This window comes from Duganella sp. OV510 (assembly GCF_900100205.1).
GTDB lineage: Bacteria > Pseudomonadota > Gammaproteobacteria > Burkholderiales > Burkholderiaceae_D > Rugamonas.
The window spans coordinates 466,095-483,441 of the sequence record NZ_FNEQ01000002.1 but is presented as its reverse complement, the minus strand read 5'-3'; the positions used below and the strand labels follow the sequence as shown (position 1 = coordinate 483,441).

20 protein-coding genes are annotated in these 17,347 nt (G+C 62.1%); 8 read left to right on the top strand and 12 right to left on the bottom strand.

The features are described from left to right. The first annotated feature begins 121 nt into the window (after positions 1-121). The 3 genes from BLS51_RS09255 (at position 122) to BLS51_RS29265 (ending at position 2,609) form a co-directional block, all read left to right on the top strand. The gene (locus BLS51_RS09255) at positions 122-1,705 is read left to right on the top strand and encodes an isocitrate lyase (RefSeq protein WP_090181312.1); all 1,584 of its coding nucleotides are present in this window, start codon (positions 122-124) and stop codon (positions 1,703-1,705) included. Positions 1,706-1,821: 116 nt separating this feature from the next. Next, positions 1,822-2,187: a hypothetical protein gene (locus tag BLS51_RS09250; protein ID WP_139168676.1), complete on the top strand. Its 366-nt coding sequence runs from the start codon at positions 1,822-1,824 to the stop codon at positions 2,185-2,187. Next, positions 2,184-2,609, top strand: coding sequence for a hypothetical protein (locus BLS51_RS29265; protein ID WP_139168675.1), 426 nt, complete (start codon positions 2,184-2,186; stop codon positions 2,607-2,609). The genes BLS51_RS09250 and BLS51_RS29265 overlap by 4 nt, the downstream gene beginning before the upstream one ends. Here BLS51_RS29265 and rng read toward each other — a convergent pair. Genes rng through BLS51_RS09200 form a run of 9 tightly spaced genes read right to left on the bottom strand, consistent with a single transcriptional unit; the run spans position 2,536 to position 10,467 of the window. After that, positions 2,536-4,002 (bottom strand): ribonuclease G, encoded by a 1,467-nt coding sequence (gene rng, locus BLS51_RS09240; protein ID WP_090181317.1) that lies wholly within the window; start codon positions 4,000-4,002, stop codon positions 2,536-2,538. The genes BLS51_RS29265 and rng overlap by 74 nt on opposite strands. A 38-nt stretch (positions 4,003-4,040) precedes the next feature. Next, complete coding sequence (locus BLS51_RS09235; protein ID WP_175472540.1) at positions 4,041-5,042, bottom strand: ABC transporter substrate-binding protein; 1,002 nt, start codon at positions 5,040-5,042, stop codon at positions 4,041-4,043. A gap of 36 nt (positions 5,043-5,078) precedes the next feature. Then, positions 5,079-5,699, bottom strand: a complete 621-nt coding sequence (locus BLS51_RS09230) for a Maf family protein (RefSeq protein ID WP_090181321.1) — start codon at positions 5,697-5,699, stop codon at positions 5,079-5,081. Positions 5,700-5,703: 4 nt separating this feature from the next. Beyond that, positions 5,704-6,174 carry a 23S rRNA (pseudouridine(1915)-N(3))-methyltransferase RlmH gene (rlmH, locus tag BLS51_RS09225; protein WP_072789839.1) on the bottom strand — a complete coding sequence of 157 codons (471 nt, stop codon included), beginning with the start codon at positions 6,172-6,174 and terminating at the stop codon, positions 5,704-5,706. A 6-nt stretch (positions 6,175-6,180) separates the two neighbouring features. Continuing rightward, on the bottom strand, positions 6,181-6,867 hold the full coding sequence (rsfS, locus tag BLS51_RS09220) for a ribosome silencing factor (protein WP_090181323.1): 687 nt from the start codon (positions 6,865-6,867) through the stop codon (positions 6,181-6,183). Beyond that, on the bottom strand, positions 6,867-7,526 hold the full coding sequence (locus BLS51_RS09215) for a nicotinate-nucleotide adenylyltransferase (protein WP_090181324.1): 660 nt from the start codon (positions 7,524-7,526) through the stop codon (positions 6,867-6,869). The genes rsfS and BLS51_RS09215 overlap by 1 nt, the downstream gene beginning before the upstream one ends. Before the next feature lie 13 nt (positions 7,527-7,539). Further along, positions 7,540-8,454: an oxygen-dependent coproporphyrinogen oxidase gene (hemF, locus tag BLS51_RS09210; RefSeq protein ID WP_090181327.1), complete on the bottom strand. Its 915-nt coding sequence runs from the start codon at positions 8,452-8,454 to the stop codon at positions 7,540-7,542. Between the two features lies 1 nt (position 8,455). After that, the gene (gene purD, locus BLS51_RS09205) at positions 8,456-9,724 is read right to left on the bottom strand and encodes a phosphoribosylamine--glycine ligase (protein WP_090181329.1); all 1,269 of its coding nucleotides are present in this window, start codon (positions 9,722-9,724) and stop codon (positions 8,456-8,458) included. A gap of 17 nt (positions 9,725-9,741) precedes the next feature. Then, positions 9,742-10,467, bottom strand: coding sequence for a YebC/PmpR family DNA-binding transcriptional regulator (locus BLS51_RS09200; RefSeq protein ID WP_090181332.1), 726 nt, complete (start codon positions 10,465-10,467; stop codon positions 9,742-9,744). Between the two features lie 194 nt (positions 10,468-10,661). Between BLS51_RS09200 and BLS51_RS09195 the strand changes: the two genes are divergently transcribed. Then, positions 10,662-13,175: an alkaline phosphatase D family protein gene (locus BLS51_RS09195; RefSeq protein ID WP_090181334.1), complete on the top strand. Its 2,514-nt coding sequence runs from the start codon at positions 10,662-10,664 to the stop codon at positions 13,173-13,175. Here the strand turns inward: BLS51_RS09195 and BLS51_RS09190 are convergent. Continuing rightward, entirely contained in the window at positions 13,168-13,470 is a 303-nt protein-coding gene (locus BLS51_RS09190) for a hypothetical protein (protein WP_090181339.1), read from the bottom strand. The genes BLS51_RS09195 and BLS51_RS09190 overlap by 8 nt on opposite strands. Next, positions 13,461-13,808, bottom strand: a complete 348-nt coding sequence (locus tag BLS51_RS09185) for a type II toxin-antitoxin system RelE/ParE family toxin (protein ID WP_090181340.1) — start codon at positions 13,806-13,808, stop codon at positions 13,461-13,463. The genes BLS51_RS09190 and BLS51_RS09185 overlap by 10 nt, the downstream gene beginning before the upstream one ends. Positions 13,809-13,914: 106 nt before the next feature. Between BLS51_RS09185 and BLS51_RS09180 the strand changes: the two genes are divergently transcribed. The 4 genes from BLS51_RS09180 to BLS51_RS09165 are packed head-to-tail and all read left to right on the top strand — an operon-like array spanning position 13,915 to position 16,671. After that, positions 13,915-14,820, top strand: coding sequence for a DMT family transporter (locus BLS51_RS09180; protein ID WP_090181342.1), 906 nt, complete (start codon positions 13,915-13,917; stop codon positions 14,818-14,820). 12 nt (positions 14,821-14,832) lie between these two features. Next, positions 14,833-15,216 carry a methylglyoxal synthase gene (locus tag BLS51_RS09175; RefSeq protein WP_090181344.1) on the top strand — a complete coding sequence of 128 codons (384 nt, stop codon included), beginning with the start codon at positions 14,833-14,835 and terminating at the stop codon, positions 15,214-15,216. A gap of 16 nt (positions 15,217-15,232) precedes the next feature. Continuing rightward, on the top strand, positions 15,233-16,207 hold the full coding sequence (locus BLS51_RS09170) for a quinone oxidoreductase family protein (protein WP_090181348.1): 975 nt from the start codon (positions 15,233-15,235) through the stop codon (positions 16,205-16,207). Next, positions 16,204-16,671 (top strand): DUF6328 family protein, encoded by a 468-nt coding sequence (locus BLS51_RS09165; RefSeq protein WP_090181351.1) that lies wholly within the window; start codon positions 16,204-16,206, stop codon positions 16,669-16,671. Before BLS51_RS09170 ends, BLS51_RS09165 begins: the two co-directional genes overlap by 4 nt. Positions 16,672-16,682: 11 nt before the next feature. Here the strand turns inward: BLS51_RS09165 and BLS51_RS09160 are convergent, their stop codons facing one another. Beyond that, positions 16,683-17,336: a DUF4136 domain-containing protein gene (locus BLS51_RS09160; RefSeq protein ID WP_090181354.1), complete on the bottom strand. Its 654-nt coding sequence runs from the start codon at positions 17,334-17,336 to the stop codon at positions 16,683-16,685. Positions 17,337-17,347: the final 11 nt, after the last annotated feature.

The following is a 17,347-nucleotide window of genomic DNA, read 5'->3' as shown; positions in this document are numbered from 1 at the left end:
TGAAAAATAACGAATAAATTTAAGTTATATGTCTTATATAAGACTTGGTGCAACGCATCAGAATGTCCTACTATTTAGTCATGCGGTTTTGCTTATTCGTGTTTTTCTTTAGGAGATAAAAATGTCCCAATACCAAGACGACATCAAGGCAGTTGGCGCTTTGAAAGAGCAACAAGGTTCCGCCTGGAACGCCATCAATCCCGAGTCCGCTGCCCGCATGCGCGCGCAGAACAAGTTCAAGACCGGCCTGGACATTGCCAAATACACCGCCAAAATCATGCGCGCCGACATGGCCGCGTATGACAAGGATCCGTCCAAGTACACCCAGTCGCTGGGCTGCTGGCACGGCTTCATTGGCCAGCAGAAGATGATCTCGATTAAGAAGCATTTCAACAGCACTGACCGCCGCTACCTGTACCTGTCCGGCTGGATGGTGGCCGCGCTGCGTTCCGAATTCGGCCCACTGCCGGACCAGTCGATGCACGAAAAAACTGCCGTCTCGGCGCTGATCAAGGAGCTGTACACCTTCCTGCGCCAGGCCGATGCGCGTGAGCTGGGCGGCCTGTTCCGCCAGCTGGACGAGGCTGAAGGCGCCGCCAAGGCCGCCATCCAGGACAAGATCGACAACCACATCACCCACGTGGTGCCGATCATCGCCGACATCGACGCCGGTTTCGGCAATGCGGAAGCCACCTACTTGCTGGCCAAGCAATTCATCGAAGCGGGCGCTTGCTGCATCCAGATCGAGAATCAGGTGTCGGATGAAAAGCAATGCGGCCACCAGGACGGCAAGGTCACCGTGCCGCACGAAGACTTCCTGGCCAAGATCCGCGCCATCCGCTACGCCTTCCTGGAACTGGGCGTGGACGACGGCATCATCGTCGCCCGCACCGACTCGCTGGGCGCCGGCCTGACCAAGCAGATCGCCGTCACCAGCCAGCCGGGCGACCTGGGTGACCAGTACAACGCCTTCCTCGATTGCGACGAAGTGTCGGCCGAGGCGTTGGGCAATGGCGACGTCATCATCAAGCGCGATGGCAAGCTGCTGCGTCCAAAGCGCCTGCCAAGCAACCTGTTCCAGTTCCGTTCCGGCACCGGCGAAGCGCGTTGCGTGCTCGACTGCATCACCTCGCTCCAAAACGGCGCCGACCTGCTGTGGATCGAAACCGAAAAACCGCACATCGCGCAGATTGGCGGCATGGTCAGCGAAATCCGCAAGGTCATCCCGAATGCCAAGCTGGTGTATAACAACAGCCCATCGTTCAACTGGACGCTGAACTTCCGCCAGCAGGTGTACGACGGCTTCAAGGCCGAAGGCAAGGACGTCTCCGCCTACGAGCGCGGCCAGCTGATGAGCGTGGAGTACGACGAGACCGAACTGGCCAAGCTGGCCGATGAAAAGATCCGCACCTTCCAGGCCGACGCGGCGCGCGAAGCCGGCATCTTCCATCACCTGATCACGCTGCCGACCTACCACACGGCCGCGCTGTCGACCGACAACCTGGCCAAGGAATACTTCGGCGACCAGGGCATGCTGGGTTACGTGGCGGGTGTGCAGCGCAAGGAAATCCGCCAGGGCATCGCCTGCGTCAAGCACCAGAACATGTCCGGCTCCGACATTGGCGACGACCACAAAGACTACTTCAGCGGCGAAGCTGCCCTGAAGGCCGGCGGCAAGGACAACACCATGAATCAGTTCCACTGATCCGCTTCACCACCACTCAAGCCCGCCTCGGCGGGCTTTTTTACGTTGACCTTGCTCAAAGGCGCGATAACGGAAGTTGAACATACTGTTTGTTCCAATCTCCCCGGACAGCTATCGTGCAAACTTCCAACTACGTGGGCCGCTTTGGTGAGGATGTCGTTTCCCGGCTGCTGCATCGCAGGGCGGGCGGCAGAATCCGGTTTACTGCGCGGCACCTGGGAGATAAAGCTCAGTTGCTTGATTTCATTGTCAACTTGGTGGATGAGTTTGGAAAGGAACATGGTCCCTTCTTTTTTTTGCAGGTAAGAACGACGGAAGTGGTTGCGCGCCAGAGGCAGGGAATTCGTGCTAACTTCAGCCCTCTAGAAGTGAAGTTTGTGCAGGCGCGCAAAGTGCCAGTTGGCAGTCAAGAGGTCAATGACTATTTCGAGTCGGGCCTGAAAATATTTGTGTCGAGACTGACCAAGGGGAGAAAAACATGACTATCTCTGACAAGTTTGCGGTCTCACTGGTATCGCTGGCGCTATTGAAGAAAGGCTACAGTACCTACAAAGGTGTTCCGCCGGGAATGGGAGCGGAGGCCGATATTCTGGTGGTCGGCAACGGAGAGCGGTTTGCGGTTGAGGTAAAGGTCCTTGATCACATAAAGGCGATGCCACGCCGGTTGGAAGAATTGCGCGAGCAGTTGCAAACAGAGCTTGGCGCAACGACGTACTTTGCTTTTTTGGTCGATCAGGAAACACGATTGCTGGTCGATCGGGAACTCCTCAAGCGAATGCATTTCCATGATAAGGAAGTTAGGCTTGAAGAGCTCCCGATGGCGATTGAAGCTACATCAAAATCACGTCGTACTGTTCCTGATGGTAGGCGGTTTCCACCTGTAGCGAAATCTTCTTGCCGATGAAGTCGCCCAGCATGGCGAGGTGCTGCGATTCTTCTTCCAGGAACATGTCGACCACTTCCTGCGAGGCGAGGATGCGGAATTCGCGCGGGTTGAATTGTTTGGCTTCGCGCAGCAGCTCGCGCAGGATTTCGTAGCAGATGGTGCGCGAGGTTTTGACCTGGCCCTTGCCGTTGCAGGCCGGACAGGGCTCGCACAGGATATGCGCCAGCGATTCGCGCGTGCGCTTGCGCGTCATCTCCACCAGTCCCAGCGCCGAGAAGCTGCTGACCGATACCTTGGTGCGGTCGCGCGACAGGGCTTTCTTCAACTCGCCGAGCACGGCGGTGCGGTGTTCGGTGTTCTCCATGTCGATGAAGTCGAGGATGATGATGCCGCCCAGGTTGCGCAGCCGCAGCTGGCGTGCAATCGCATGCGCCGCTTCCAGATTGGTCTTGAAGATGGTGTCGGCAAAATTTCGCCCGCCGACAAAGCCGCCGGTGTTGACGTCGATGGTGGTCATCGCCTCGGTCTGGTCGACGATCAGGTAGCCGCCCGACTTGAGGTCGACGCGCCGGCCCAGCGCGCGCAGGATTTCTTCTTCCACGCCATACAGGTCGAACAGCGGCCGCTCGCCGGTGTAGTGGTGCAGCCGTGGCAGCACGCCGGGCGTGTAGGCCTGGCCGAACTCCTGCAGGTTCACATAATTCTCGCGCGAGTCGACCTGGATGGTGGCCGTCTCTTCGTGCACGAAGTCGCGCAGCACGCGCTGCGCCAGGCTCAAGTCCTGATGCAGCAGCGTGGTGGCCGGCCGGGTGCGCGCGCCGTGGGTGATCGCGGCCCAGGTCTTGCGCAGGTATTCGACGTCGCCGGCGATGTCGGCATCCGACGCATCCTCGGCCTGGGTGCGGATGATGTAGCCGCCTTTTTCTTCCTTCGGCAGCAGGCTTTGCAAACGCGTGCGCAGCGCTTCGCGCTCCGACTCTTTCTCGATTTTCTGCGATACTCCGATATGCCCATCCTGCGGCAAATACACCAGCATGCGGCCGGCGATCGAGATCTGCGTCGACAGGCGTGCGCCCTTGGTGCCGATCGGGTCCTTGATCACCTGCACCGTCAGCACCTGGCCGTCAAACAGCAGCTTTTCGATCGGCGTCGGCGTGGCATTCGAGCCGCCATCGTGCGGGCGCGCCTCCCAGATGTCGGCGACGTGCAGGAAGGCCGCCCGTTCCAGGCCGATGTCGATAAAGGCCGACTGCATGCCGGGCAGCACCCGCACTACCTTGCCGGAATAGACATTGCCGGCCAAGCCGCGCGTCAGCGTGCGTTCTATGTGCAGTTCCTGCACGGCGCCCTGCATGATCAGGGCGACGCGGGTTTCCTGCGGTGTGATGTTAATCAGGATATCTTCGTTCATGCCCCGATCATACACGGGCGTTTGCGGGGCGGCAAACCTCAGTCAACCAGGCGCGCCTGAGCGGCAATGTCGGCCGGCAGCGTGATGCGATGGCGCTGCAATTGCGCGCGGCTGAAGACGAAGCGGCCGCGCTGCGCGGTTACTGGATAGATGTTGCGCGGCGCCGCGCCGCCCAGGATGCGCAGCGCGATGTCGGCCGCTGCCATGCCTTGTTCGCGGCCGTCCAGCACCAGGCCACCGGCCACGCGGTCGGCGCCAACGTAAAAGTCCCACAGGCCGAAGAGCGGAACCGGCGTGTTCTCCGAACTCCAGCGCAGCATGCCGGTTTCCGAATGTGGCAAGGTGGCGTCGCCGCGCACTGCCTGGTAGGTGCCGAGGAAGATGGCGTCGTAGCCGTTGCCGCGTGCACCCAGCACTTCGGCTTTCCAGTCGCGCCATTCGGTTATCAGCTTGATGTCGACGTCCAGGCCCTCGATACGCTGCCGCGCATGGCCCTGGAAAACCTCGCTGAACAACACGGTGGAGGTGGTGCTGGTATCGAACAGGAACAGCACCCGCCTTGCCGCCGGCAGCAGCTTGCGCAACTGCGCCACGTTGCGCTTGACCAGCGGCCGTTCCAGAACGCCGGTGATATTACTGACCTTGGCAGGGTCGTAATAGGCGCGTGGGTTGTTGTTGATGCCGAGGTAGATCACCGGCGTGCTGGTTGCGCCCAGCCGGCCGGCCAGCATGCTGAGCGCGGCGTCGTCGCCGAGGATCACCAGTGCCGGCTTGAGTTTCAGGTAGGTGGCCCAGGCCTGGTCCGCCATCGCGGCGTGGCGCTCGGGCGGCAGACGCTTGGTATCGAGTTCAAAGCTGACCAGCCGGCAGGCCGGCTCCAGGCGCGCCTGCAAGGCTGTCTTGTAGCCGGCATCCCATTCAAAGCCGGCGTGGTAGCTTTCGATCAGCAGGATGATGGGGGCGGGAACTTGCGCCGACGACGGCAACGCCGCCGTGGCGGCCAGTGCGGCCAGCAGGCGCCACGCGGTACGACGTTCCATGTGATGCATGTGTCCTCCCGCTGGCGGTGATGAAACTCAGGGTAGTGGCAGTCCGGCCTGGCGCAGCAGTTGCACTGTTTCGTAGATGGGCAGGCCCATGATGCCGGAATGGCTGCCGGAGATATGTTCGATGAATTGCGCGGCCGGCCCCTGGATGCCGTAGCCGCCGGCCTTGTCGTAAGGCTCGGACGAGGCGCAATAGGCGGCGATGGCGGCTGGCGACAGCACGCCGAAGCGGACTTCAGACACTTGCGTGATCTGCGCCGAGAAGCTGGCGGTTTGCACCGCGATCGCGGTCAGCACCTGGTGCGTGCGGCCCGACAGCTGTTGCAGCATGGCGGTGGCTTCGGCGGCGTTGGCCGGCTTGCCGAGGATGGCGCCGTCGATGGTGACGGTGGTGTCGGCCGACAGCACCGGGCGCGGCGCCATGCGGCGCTTGACCACCAGCTCAGCCGCACAAACGGCTTTTTCCTTGGCCACGCGGGCGACGTAGTCAAGCGGCGCTTCGCCGGGCAGCACTTCTTCGGTCACATCCGGGCCGCGCGGGCCGTCGCTGCGCAGCAGCAGCAGTTCGAAGTCGATGCCGACCTGGCGCAGCAGCTCACGCCGGCGCGGACTTTTCGATGCAAGGTAAATCTTCTTTTCAACCGGCTTCATATTGTTATACGCGGTGATAAGGGTGGTTCTGCGTGATGGTCCAGGCGCGGTACAGCTGCTCGGCCAGCATCACCCGCACCATGCCATGCGGCAGCGTCATGCTGGAGATGCGGATCAGCCCTTCGGCACGTGCCTTCAGCGCCGGATCGAGGCCGTCGGCGCCGCCGATCAGGAAGGCGGTGTCGCGGCCGTCCTGCTGCCAGGCTTCCAGCTGCTGCGACAGACCCACCGAAGTCAGGTCCTTGCCGCGTTCATCCAGCGCGATGATGCGCACCGATTTCGGCAGCGCCGCCTCGATGCGCTCGCGTTCCAGCGCCATCGCAGTGGCGGCAGTCTTGCTGCCGGAGCGCTCGACCGGCTTGATTTCCTTCAGCACGATCTTCAGTTCCGGCGGCATGCGCTTCACGTACTCGGCGTAGCCGGTTTCGATCCAGGCCGGCATCTTGTGCCCGACCGCAGCGATGATCAGCTGCATCCCGGATTACTCTTCGGTCTTCTTGATGCGCTTGATGACCGTCTTGGCCGGTGCTTCTTCCGCCTTAGGCTTGGTTGAGCGTGGCTTCGGCGCTGCCTTCAGTGCTTTCACAGCGGCGACGGTGGCCTTCGGTGCGCCAACCTTGATCTTCTTGCCGGCCGGGATAGCGGCTGGCTTGGCGGCGGTTTTCTTGGTCGCGGCGGTAGCAGTGGTCTTGGCGGCGGCCGGCTTGCGCGCGGCTGGCTTCTTCTCGACCACAGCTTCGGCAGCAGCGGCTTTCTTGCCGGCGGCCAGGTGGCTGCTGATCTTTTTCGGTTCGGCTTCTTCGGCTTCCTTGGTGCCCTTGCGCTTGGCGGCGCCCAGTTTCACCGGCTTGTCGCCCCAGATTTCTTCCAGGCGGTAGTAGGCGCGGATCGGCGCCTGCATGATGTGGACGATCATGTCGCCCAGGTCGACCAGCACCCATTCACCGGTGTCCTCGCCTTCCATGCCGTAGACGTCGCCGCCGGCAGCCTTGACCTTGTCGCGCACCGAGGCGGCCAGCGCCTTGGTCTGACGGTTGGAGGTGCCGGAAGCGATCGCGATGCGGTCGAACAGGCTGGTGAGGTGGGTCGTGTCGAACAGGACGATGTCTTGGGCCTTGACGTCTTCGAGGGCGTCAACGACCAGGGTTTGCAGTTTTTTGATGTCCATTAGCTTTTATATAAATTGTGTTGTTCAATATAGTCTAGCACTAGCGGCGGGATAAGCGAGTCCGCCTTCTCCCCCCGTTGTAATGCCGCACGTATCCGGGTGGCAGAGATATCCACCGCGAAGTCCTGTGCCAGATACGTCAGACCATGCGGCGTGTTACGGATTTGTTCAGGCGTTCCCAGTCGGCTGGAAAACGCCTCGGCCACTACCGGCGGCAGGCCGGCGGTGGCAATGTCATAGCCTGGGCGGGCGGCCACGCAGAAATGCGCGTAGCTGAACAGCGCTTGCCATTCGTGCCAGGTGTCGAGCCGCTGCAGCTGGTCGGCGCCCATCAAAAAGCTGATGGAGGCCTGAGGTCCCAGTTCGGCGCGGATCTGGCGCAGCGTATCGATGGAATACGTCGGCAGCCCCTGGGCGCCACGCGCAATCTCCTGCATGTCGACCGCGACGCTGAACGGGCGGCCGGCAAACGCCAGCGCCACCATGTCGGCGCGCTGTTGCGCCGACGCTTTCAGCGAGGCTTTCTGCCACGGCAGCCCGGTGGGGATCACGCGCAACTGGTCGACTTGCAGCAGATTGGCGAAATATTCGCCCAACGCGACATGACCTCGATGCACCGGATCGTAGCTGCCTCCCAGCAGTGCGGTTCGGTAGACCATCAGAAGGCCATCCTTATGCGGCGAGCCAGTCGCGATGCGGCAGGAAGTCGGTGTACAGCGCCGCTTCCGGCGAACCGGCTTCAGGTTCCCAGCGATAGCGCCATTTGACGATCGGCGGCATCGACATCAGGATCGCTTCGGTGCGGCCGCCCGATTGCAGGCCAAACAGCGTGCCACGGTCGAATACCAGATTGAATTCGACATAGCGGCCGCGCCGGTAAGCCTGGAAGTCGCGTTCGCGCTCGCCGTATGGCGTGTCCTTGCGCGCGTCCAGTATCGGCAGGTAGGCCTTGAGGAAGGCATCGCCGACGCTTTGCGCCATGGCGTAGCTTTGCTCGAAACCAGCGGTGTTGTAGTCATCAAAGAAGATGCCGCCGACGCCGCGCGCCTCCTGGCGGTGTTTCAGGTAAAAGTATTCGTCGCACCACTTTTTAAACTTCGCATGCAGCTCGTCGCCGAACGGGGCGAGGGCGTCATGGCAGGTCTGGTGGAAGTGCTTCACGTCTTGCTGGTTGCCGTAGTACGGCGTCAGGTCCATGCCGCCGCCGAACCACCAGACCGGCTCGCCGGCTGCATTGGTGGTGCTGAAGAAGCGCACGTTCATGTGCACCGTCGGCGCATACGGATTGCGCGGATGGATCACCAGCGACACACCCATCGCTTCCCATGGCTGGCCGCCCAGGTCCGGGCGGTGTGCCGACGCCGACGGCGGCAGCCTGGCGCCCATCACGTGCGAGAAGTTGACGCCACCGCGCTCGATCACATTGCCTTCTTCCACCAGGCGCGAAATGCCGCCGCCACCTTCGGCGCGTTGCCATTCATCGCGCAGGAATGGCGTGCCGTCGACGGCTTCCAGTCCCTGCACGATGCGGGCTTGCAGGTCAAGCAGCCAGGCTTTGACTGCCGAAGGATGGGGGGCGCTGGACATCTTAGTGCTTCAGTCCACGCCAGCCGATGTCGCGGCGGCACTGCATGCCTTCAAAGCTGATCTGGTCGACCACTTCATAAGCCTGTTTCTGCGCCAGCTTGATGCTGTCGCCCAGGCCGACCACGCATAGGACGCGGCCACCGGTGACTTGCAGCCGGCCGTCCACATCGGCGGTGCCGGCGTGGAAGCTCACCGATTCCGGCGTCTCAGCCGGGATGCCGTCGATGACGGCGCCTTTCAGCGGCGCGTCCGGATAGCCGGCGGCGGCCAGCACCACGCCAACGGCGGTGCGGCGGTCCCATTCCAGCTCGATCTGGTCCAACGTGCCGTTGACGGCGTGTTCCATCACCGTCACCAGGTCGGTCTTCAGGCGCGACATGATAGGCTGGGTTTCCGGATCGCCCATGCGGCAGTTGAATTCCAGCGTGCGCGGGTTGCCGGCAGCGTCGATCATCAGGCCGGCGTACAGGAAGCCGGTGAAGACGATGCCGTCCTTGGCCATGCCGGCGACGGTCGGGTTGATGATCTCGCGCATCACGCGGGCGTGCATGGCCGGCGTGACGATAGGTGCAGGCGAGTAGGCGCCCATGCCGCCGGTGTTCGGGCCTTCGTCGTTGTCCTTCAGGCGCTTGTGATCCTGGCTGGTGGCCAGCGGCAGGATGTTTTTGCCGTCGCACATGACGATGAAGCTGGCTTCTTCGCCGGCCAGGAATTCTTCGATGACGATGCGTGCGCCGGCGTCGCCGAAGCGGTTATCGGCCAGCATGTCGTCCACTGCGCGATGCGCTTCTTCCAGCGACATCGCCACCACCACGCCTTTGCCGGCGGCCAGGCCGTCGGCCTTGATGACGATCGGCGCGCCGTTGGCATCGATGTAGGCGTGCGCTTGCGCCACGTCCGAGAAGGTCTGGTATTTGGCGGTCGGAATGCCGTGGCGCTGCATGAAGGCCTTGGCGAAGTCTTTCGACGACTCCAGCTGCGCCGCTTCCTTGCTCGGGCCGAAGACTTTCAGGCCGCGTGCGCGGAACAGGTTGACGATGCCGCCGGCCAGCGGCGTCTCCGGACCCACCACGGTCAGGCTGATGCCTTCGCTCTCGACGAAGTTGGCCAGCTCGTGCAGGTCGGTGATATTGACGTTGACCAGGCGCGCGTCGCGCGCGGTGCCGCCATTACCTGGGGCCACGTACACCATCTGGATGCGCTCGGACTGCGCCAGTTTCCAGGCCAGCGCATGTTCACGGCCGCCGGAGCCGACTACCAAAATTTTCATAAGTCCTCAGTCTTCGCTCAGTCTTCGATCTCTACGTTGGAATACACTTCCTGCACATCGTCCAGGGCTTCCAGCGCATCCAGCAGCTTTTGCATCTTGATCGCGTTGTCGCCGGTGACGCCGGTGACAGCGTCAGGCTTCATGATGATCTCGGCCACTTCGGCCTTGAAGCCCTTGGCTTCCAGCGCATCCTTGACGCCAGCGAAATCGTGCGGGCCGCACAACACTTCGATGCCGCCTTCTTCATCGGTCAGCACGTCTTCGGCGCCGGCTTCCAGCGCGGCTTCCATCAGCGCGTCCTCATTGGTGCCCGGCGCGAACAGGAACTGGCCAACGTGCTTGAACATGAAGGCCACCGAACCCTCGGTGCCCATGTTGCCGCCGTTCTTGTTGAAGGCGTTGCGGACTTCGGCCACGGTGCGTACGCGGTTGTCGGTCATGCAGTCGACGATGACCGCCGCGCCGCCGATGCCGTAGCCTTCGTAGCGGACCTCTTCGTATGACGCGCCATCTTCGCCGCCGGTGCCGCGGGTGATCGCGCGTTGCACGTTATCCTTCGGCATATTGGCGTCGGCTGCCTTGTCGATGGCCAGGCGCAGGCGCGGGTTGGTCGCCGCGTCGCCGCCGCCCATGCGCGCAGCAACGGTGATTTCCTTGATCAGGCGAGTCCAGATCTTGCCGCGTTTCGCGTCAGTTGCTGCCTTTTTATGCTTGATGTTGGCCCATTTGCTGTGTCCAGCCATGTTCGGTCTTCCTTCGGCGGTATTTCGTTGGAGAATGCGGTGAGGGCGGTATTCTAGCATAAGAGGCTAGTCAAAAACCGCCGTCGCCTCCCCGGGCCACGGCTAGAGGCCAACCTCCACTTTTTGTAGAGAAGCTGTCACATGCCGCTGTTAGTGTTTACTTTTTTGACATTATTACATCGGCGGGAGCGAACATGGACAGACGGCAGTTTCTCAAATTCGGCAGCTTTATCACGGTTTCGGCAGCGGCGGGCACCGCGCTGACGGCCTGCGGCGGCAGCGATGGCCCGGCGGACAGCGGCCTGGCACTGGCCAGCGGCGCGTGGAAATTCCCGCAAAGCGTGGCCTCGGGCGACCCGCGCGCCGACAGCATCCTGCTGTGGACGCGCGCCGTGCCGGCATCGTTCGACAACGTCGCCGCCGTGGCGGCCGGCACCGACACGGCAATCCGCCTGATCGTCACCGCTGTCGACAATGCTTCGGCGCTGGGCAGCAGCACGGCGCTCAACGGCGCCACCGTAGCCGATGTGCGCCTGTCATTGCAGACGCAATACGACAACACCATCCGCCACAAGCTGACCGGCCTGACGGCGGGCACCACCTACTATTACCAGTTCATCGCCGGCGATAACCGTTCCAACGTGGGCCGCTTCAAGACCGCGCCGGCGGCAGATGCCGACGTCGCGCAGCTGCAATTCGTCTACATGACCTGCCAGGACTGGAGCGTCAACCACTGGGGCGCGATGACCTCGATCGCCGCCGAGCAGCTGGACTTCATCGTCCACCTGGGCGACTACATCTACGAAACCGTGGGCGAGGACTTCCAGCTGGGCGCCGTCGAAAGCCGCCACGACGCGCTGGTGCTGCCGGACGGCGTGTTCAAGAGCGGCAATGCTGGCGCCAAGTATGCCAACTCGCTGAACGACTACCGCTACCTGTACAAGAAATACCGCACCGACACGCGCCTGCAAGCGCTGCACGAGCGCTTCGCCTTCATCGCCGTGTGGGACGACCACGAGTTCACCGACGATGCGTGGCAGGATGCGCAGACCTACGATAACTCCTTCAACGCCGACGGCTCGGACCTGCATCAGTCGTCGCGCCGCCGCAATGCCAACCAGGCGTGGTTCGAGTTCATGCCGGCCGACGTCACGCTGGACGCGGCCAACACCACCTTCCAGAACATCAAGATCTACCGCGACTTCCAGTTCGGTAAGCTGATGCAGCTGGTGATGACCGATGAGCGCCTGTACCGCTCGGATCACGTGATTCCGGAATCGTCGGTGAATCCCGCCACCGGCAAGCCGCTGGGCCGCATCGGCTCGCGCTACCTGGTGCCGCAGGATCTGTTCAACAGCGTGGAAGCGCAGAAGATGGCTGGCGCCAAGACCATCGGCCTCGATCCGCTGACCACCGCCACCATCCTCGGCAACACGCAGCGCCAGTGGTGGATGGACAAGATGAAGTCCGCCACCTCGACCTGGAAATTGTGGGGCAATGAAGTATCGCTGCTGCGCATGGGGATGAACGGCGTAGACGCTGTCGCCACGCTGCTGGCGTTGAACGCCGTATCGTCGCTGGCCACCTCGGTCGGCACCACGGCGGCTTCGGCGGGCGGTAATTTTGCCGTGGCTGGCGCGATCGTGGCGGCGGTAACGGCTGGCGCTGCGGCGGCTGTTGCGCAAGCTGGCGCTACCGCCATCGCCACCTCGGCCGCCACCGGCGGCCCGGTAGATGCGCAGGCTGCTGCCGGCATCAAGGCTGGCCTGACTGCCGCGCAGGCGTCGATTGCGGTCGGTACGTTCGCCAAGGTCGTGGCGGCTTCGAGCGCTGGCCAGACTGGCGCCGCGCTGGCCGCCGTGGCCGGGCAGACCATCGCCTTTGGCTACATCAAGCCCGAGGTGCAGCAGAATAAAGCCAATTCCGTGTTCGTCGCGGCTTCGGGCAAGAAGGATGCGCTGGCCTCGTTCTTCACCAAATTCCTGCTCAACTGCGACCAGTGGGATGGCTACAACAGCGAGCGCAAGGCGCTGATGGCGCACCTGAAGAGCAATAGCGTCAAGAACGTGGTGGCGCTTACCGGCGACATTCACGCCTTCTTCGCCGGCACGGTCAGCGATGATTTCGACGCGACGGGCGGCGGCACACCGGTGATGGTGGACCTGGTATCAGCCGGCATCAGCTCCGACTCGTTCTTCAGCTACCTGCGTGATGCGGCGGCATCGCTGGGCGATATCGGTACGCTGGTGTCCTACCCGCTGGTGGTGCCGGTGCCAGGTATCGGCACGGTCAACCTCAGCTTCAATCTGCTTGACTACACGATGGGCAAGGCATCGCCAACGGTGGCCGCGCTGGCCGAGCAGACGCGCGTGCAGTTGCGTGGCGCGCTGGCGGCGAAGGGCGTGCCGGAAGCGCAGCTGGAAGCGACGGTAGGTGCCGTGCTGGCCGGCCTGCAATCGAATGCCGACTTCAGCACCAGCCTGCTGGCGTTGGCGCAGCAGTTGGCGGCGCTGGGCAACAACCCGTGGCTCAAGCATTTGAACACCGATGCGCAGGGCTACACGCTGGTGACGCTCACGCCCGGCAAACTGACCGCGCAGTTCAAGCAGGCCAACAAACTGGTCGGCACCGCCGCCCCCGCAACCTTGATCGCCCGCACGACGACCGCGACGGTGACAGCGGGGACTCCTGCGGTAACTATCAGCTAGCAGCTACACGTAACGCCAGTTTGAGCGCTTTTGTCATAACCTTCAAACTGGCGGTATCAGGGGAGATTTTCTGCGAAAGCATATATTGCAAGGATAGACTAGACGTGGCTAATGATTTTGCTAGGGTATCAAATCCAACAGTGGCGGTGATTAGTACCCTCAGCATGCCCTGGGCTGGTTCACGTTCACCTTCTGATATTAATTCATCTAGCTCATCAAGCAGAATGTTTGTAAATGTTTGATCATTCCGGATCTGTTCAATAAGTTCGGCTTCAAAGTCAACGGTCAGCTCCATAATTCCCCTCCGTCGTTTGTCTTTTTACGCAATTTGAATTCCTCGTGCATGCTCTTGGCTCGAGTAATGTCGATTTGCTGGCGTTGCTTGGTCCCGCCACCAAATAATAAAATCACTGTGTCGCCGTCGCGGGCCAAATAAATGCGATAACCAGGCCCCCAGTCGATAACGTATTCTCCTATACCAGCGAACCATTTAACTCGCGAGAGATTCCCCTTTTGGAGACGAAATATCGCGGTTGAAACTTTCGCCATTGCTCGTTTGTCCAAGCGAACGTACCACTGCTGAAAAGGCACGGAATGATCCGCTCGCATGTATTTTTTTATTGTGAGGTCCATCGAAGAATGCTCACACAGCCTATCACCAATCGGTTTGATGCGGCTCACGTGGGCGAAGAAAAAGAGGCGCTAAGCGGTTGGCGGCGATAGCCGCTACAATTTGCTTATGGATAAAAGCATCACACATGGCGCTTCGGCGCGGGCTGCCTATTTGGGCGGGTTGGGCATCGCTGTTGGTGGCGCGGTGCTGTTTTCCACCAAGGCGATTGTCGCCAAGCTGCTGTACCGCTATCAGATTGATGCGGTGACGCTGATCGCGTTTCGCATGCTGTTCTCGCTGCCGGTATTTGCCGCTGTCGCCATCTGGAAATCGCGCAACGCTGCGCCGCTCTCGGCTGGCGACCGCTGGCGCATCGTTGGCCTTGGCCTGGTCGGCTACTACCTATCCAGCTTCCTCGACTTCCTCGGCCTGCAATACATCTCGGTCGGCCTCGAACGTCTGATCCTGTTCCTGACGCCCACCTTCGTGCTGCTGATCAGCTCCACCGTGCTGAAGCACCGCATCAACCGCAAGCAATGGATGGCGCTGCTGATTTCCTATCTCGGCATCGTGCTCGTGTTCCTGCACGACCTGCAAGGCGGCGGCAATGTCGCACTGGGCGCGGGCCTGGTTACCGGCTCGGCTGCCGCTTACGCCGCCTACCTGCTGCTGTCCGGCGAGATGGTCAAGCGGCTGGGATCGCTGCGGCTGGTGTCGTATGCGATGTGCGTGTCGACCGTCGCCTGCGTCGGCCAGTTCTTCCTGCTGCGCCCGGCATCCGGGCTGCTGCAACCGCTGCCGGTGTACGGCCTGTCGCTGGTCAACGGCATCCTGTGCACGGTGGCGCCGGTGTTCATGACCATGATCGCGGTCGAACGGATCGGTGCTGGCACCGCCTCGCAGGCTGGTATGATCGGTCCCGTCTCAACGCTGTTCCTGGGCGCGCTGCTGCTGGGCGAGCCTGTTACCTCCTGGCAGCTGGGCGGCACCGCCCTCGTGTTGGCCGGGATCTATCTGCTGTCTAAAAAATAAAAGGGATCCAGAATGAAGTTCCGCATCGCGCTGATTGCGCACGACAAGAAAAAAGACGACATGATCACGCTGGCCAGCGAATACAAGGCCTTCCTGTCGACCTGCGCGCTGGTTGCCACCGGCACTACCGGCGGCCGCCTGCAAAACGAAGTCGGCCTGGAAGTCGACCGCAAGCATTCCGGTCCGTTCGGCGGCGATTTGCAGATCGGCTCGCTGCTGGTGGAAGGGCAGATCGACTGCGTGATCTTCCTGCGCGACCCGATGACGCCGCAGCCGCACGAACCGGACATCAACGCCCTGGTGCGCGCCTGCGACGTGCACAATACGCCGTGCGCCACCAACGTCTCATCCGCACATCTGGTACTGTCTCAGCTGCAGCAACGCATCGCTCAATAATTATTGGAGGAAGGAAATGGTCAAGGCGATCCGCATCAACCGCGTCGGCGGTCCCGAGGTGATGGAACTGGTGGACGTCGACTTGCCGCCGCCTGGCCCCGGCGAAGTGCGCATGCGCCATGAAGCCATCGGCCTGAACTACATCGACGTTTACCACCGCACCGGCCTGTACCAGCAGCCGCTGCCGGGGGCGCTGGGCGTGGAGGGCGCGGGCGTGGTGGAAGAGCTGGGTGAGGGCGTCACCGACCTGCAGGTGGGCGACCGCGTCGCCTACGGCGGCCGGCCGCTGGGCGCATATGCCGAGGCGCGCAACATCCCTGCCTCGCAACTGCTGGTGCTGCCCAAGCAGATCGAATTCGACACTGCCGCCGCCATGATGCTGCAAGGGCTGACGGTGCAATACCTGTTCCACCGCACGGTGCCGCTGAAGGCCGGCGACACCATCCTGTTCCACGCGGCGGCCGGCGGTGTTGGCCTGATCGCCTGCCAGTGGGCGCGGGTGATGGGCATCAACCTGATCGGCACGGTCGGCTCGGAAGAGAAGGCGGCGCTGGCGATTGAAAACGGCGCCAGCCACGTCATCAACTACAACCGGGAAAACTTCACCGAACGGGTGAAAGAACTGACTGACGGCAAGGGCGTCTCGGCCGTGTACGACTCGATCGGCAAGGACACCTTCATCGGCTCGCTGGACTGTTTGCAGCCGCTGGGCACGATGGTCAGCTTCGGCAACGCCTCCGGCCCGGTGCCGCCGTTCAGCCTGACGGAACTGGCCAGCCGCGGCTCGCTATTCATCACGCGGCCGACGCTGATGTCATACACCGCCAGGCGCGAGGATCTGGAAGCGATGGCCAAGTCGCTGTTCGGCGTGGTCAGCAGCGGCGAGGTGAAAATCGACATCCGCCAACGCTACGCCCTGGCCGACGTGCAACAAGCGCACCGCGACCTGGAAGCGCGCAAAACCACCGGCTCGACGATCCTGGTGCCATGAGCGAGCGCCCCGACTACGACGAGGAAAACGACCGCGAAGGGGATGGCGACTTCTCCGACATGCTGAGCGAGATGCGCATCCTGTTGCCAGGTGCGCAGATGCTGTCGGCGTTTCTGGTGATACTGCCATTTAATTCCGGCTTCGCGCAGATCGTCCACATGGAAAAGCTGTTGTTCCTGGCGACCTTCTTCTTCGCGCTGACCAGCCTGGTGCTGCTGAGCGCACCGGCGATCCAGCACCGCGTGATGCGGCCGCTGAAGGACCGCGTGCGTTTCAAGCGCATCGCCACGCGCCAGATTGTCGCCGGCGCGTTTGCGCTGGCGATCGCCCTGGTACTGGGCACGGACCTGGTGATATCGGAAGTCTTCGGCGCCACCGTCGGCCTGATCGTCGCCAGCGTGATGGCGCTGCTGATCCTGATCATCTGGTGGCTAATGCCCGTCTACCTCAAGCGCCACCTATAAAACCCCGGAATTTAGTTCGCGGCTTGCAGCGTGGTGGTCTTCGGCTCGATGGTGATGTCGATCGTGCGCGGGACGCCGTTCTCGCCGGGGAAACCGGCGAAGGCGCTCTGCACCAGCGCTGGCATCACGTGCGGCGTCGCCTGGATGCCACTGGTGTTTTGCACCGTGACGTCATACAGCTTGCGGCCGGAAACGTTGTTGATGGTCACGCGCAGCTGACGCTGGTACTGGTGCTTGATGCGCTCCTCCACCCGGGCAGGATAGAAGAACGGGTCGTAGTAGAACGGACGATATGCCCAGCGCGAATAGCCCCAGCCATAACGGCCGTAGTAGCCCGGCCCCCAGTACGGACCCATGAACGGATCTTCCTGCACCACCCGCACCGGATGGTCGATGGTGAAGAATTTCATGCCTACGAGTAACTTCGGCTGCTGACCATCGGCCACCTGCTGGAAGCCCAGCTTGCCCAGCTCGTTCGCTACCAGCACCTGATAGTTGCGGTACTCCAGCGTGTCGTCAGCGCCCTGTGGCGCTTCGAAGGCGAAGGACTTATCCTCGATATCGCCCCTCCAGTCGTTGAACGCGGTCACATTGCTGCTGATGGTGGTGGCGCAGCCGCTCAGCAGCAGGACGGCGGCAGTAGCCAGCGTGGCGAGATATTTCATGATGATGCCCT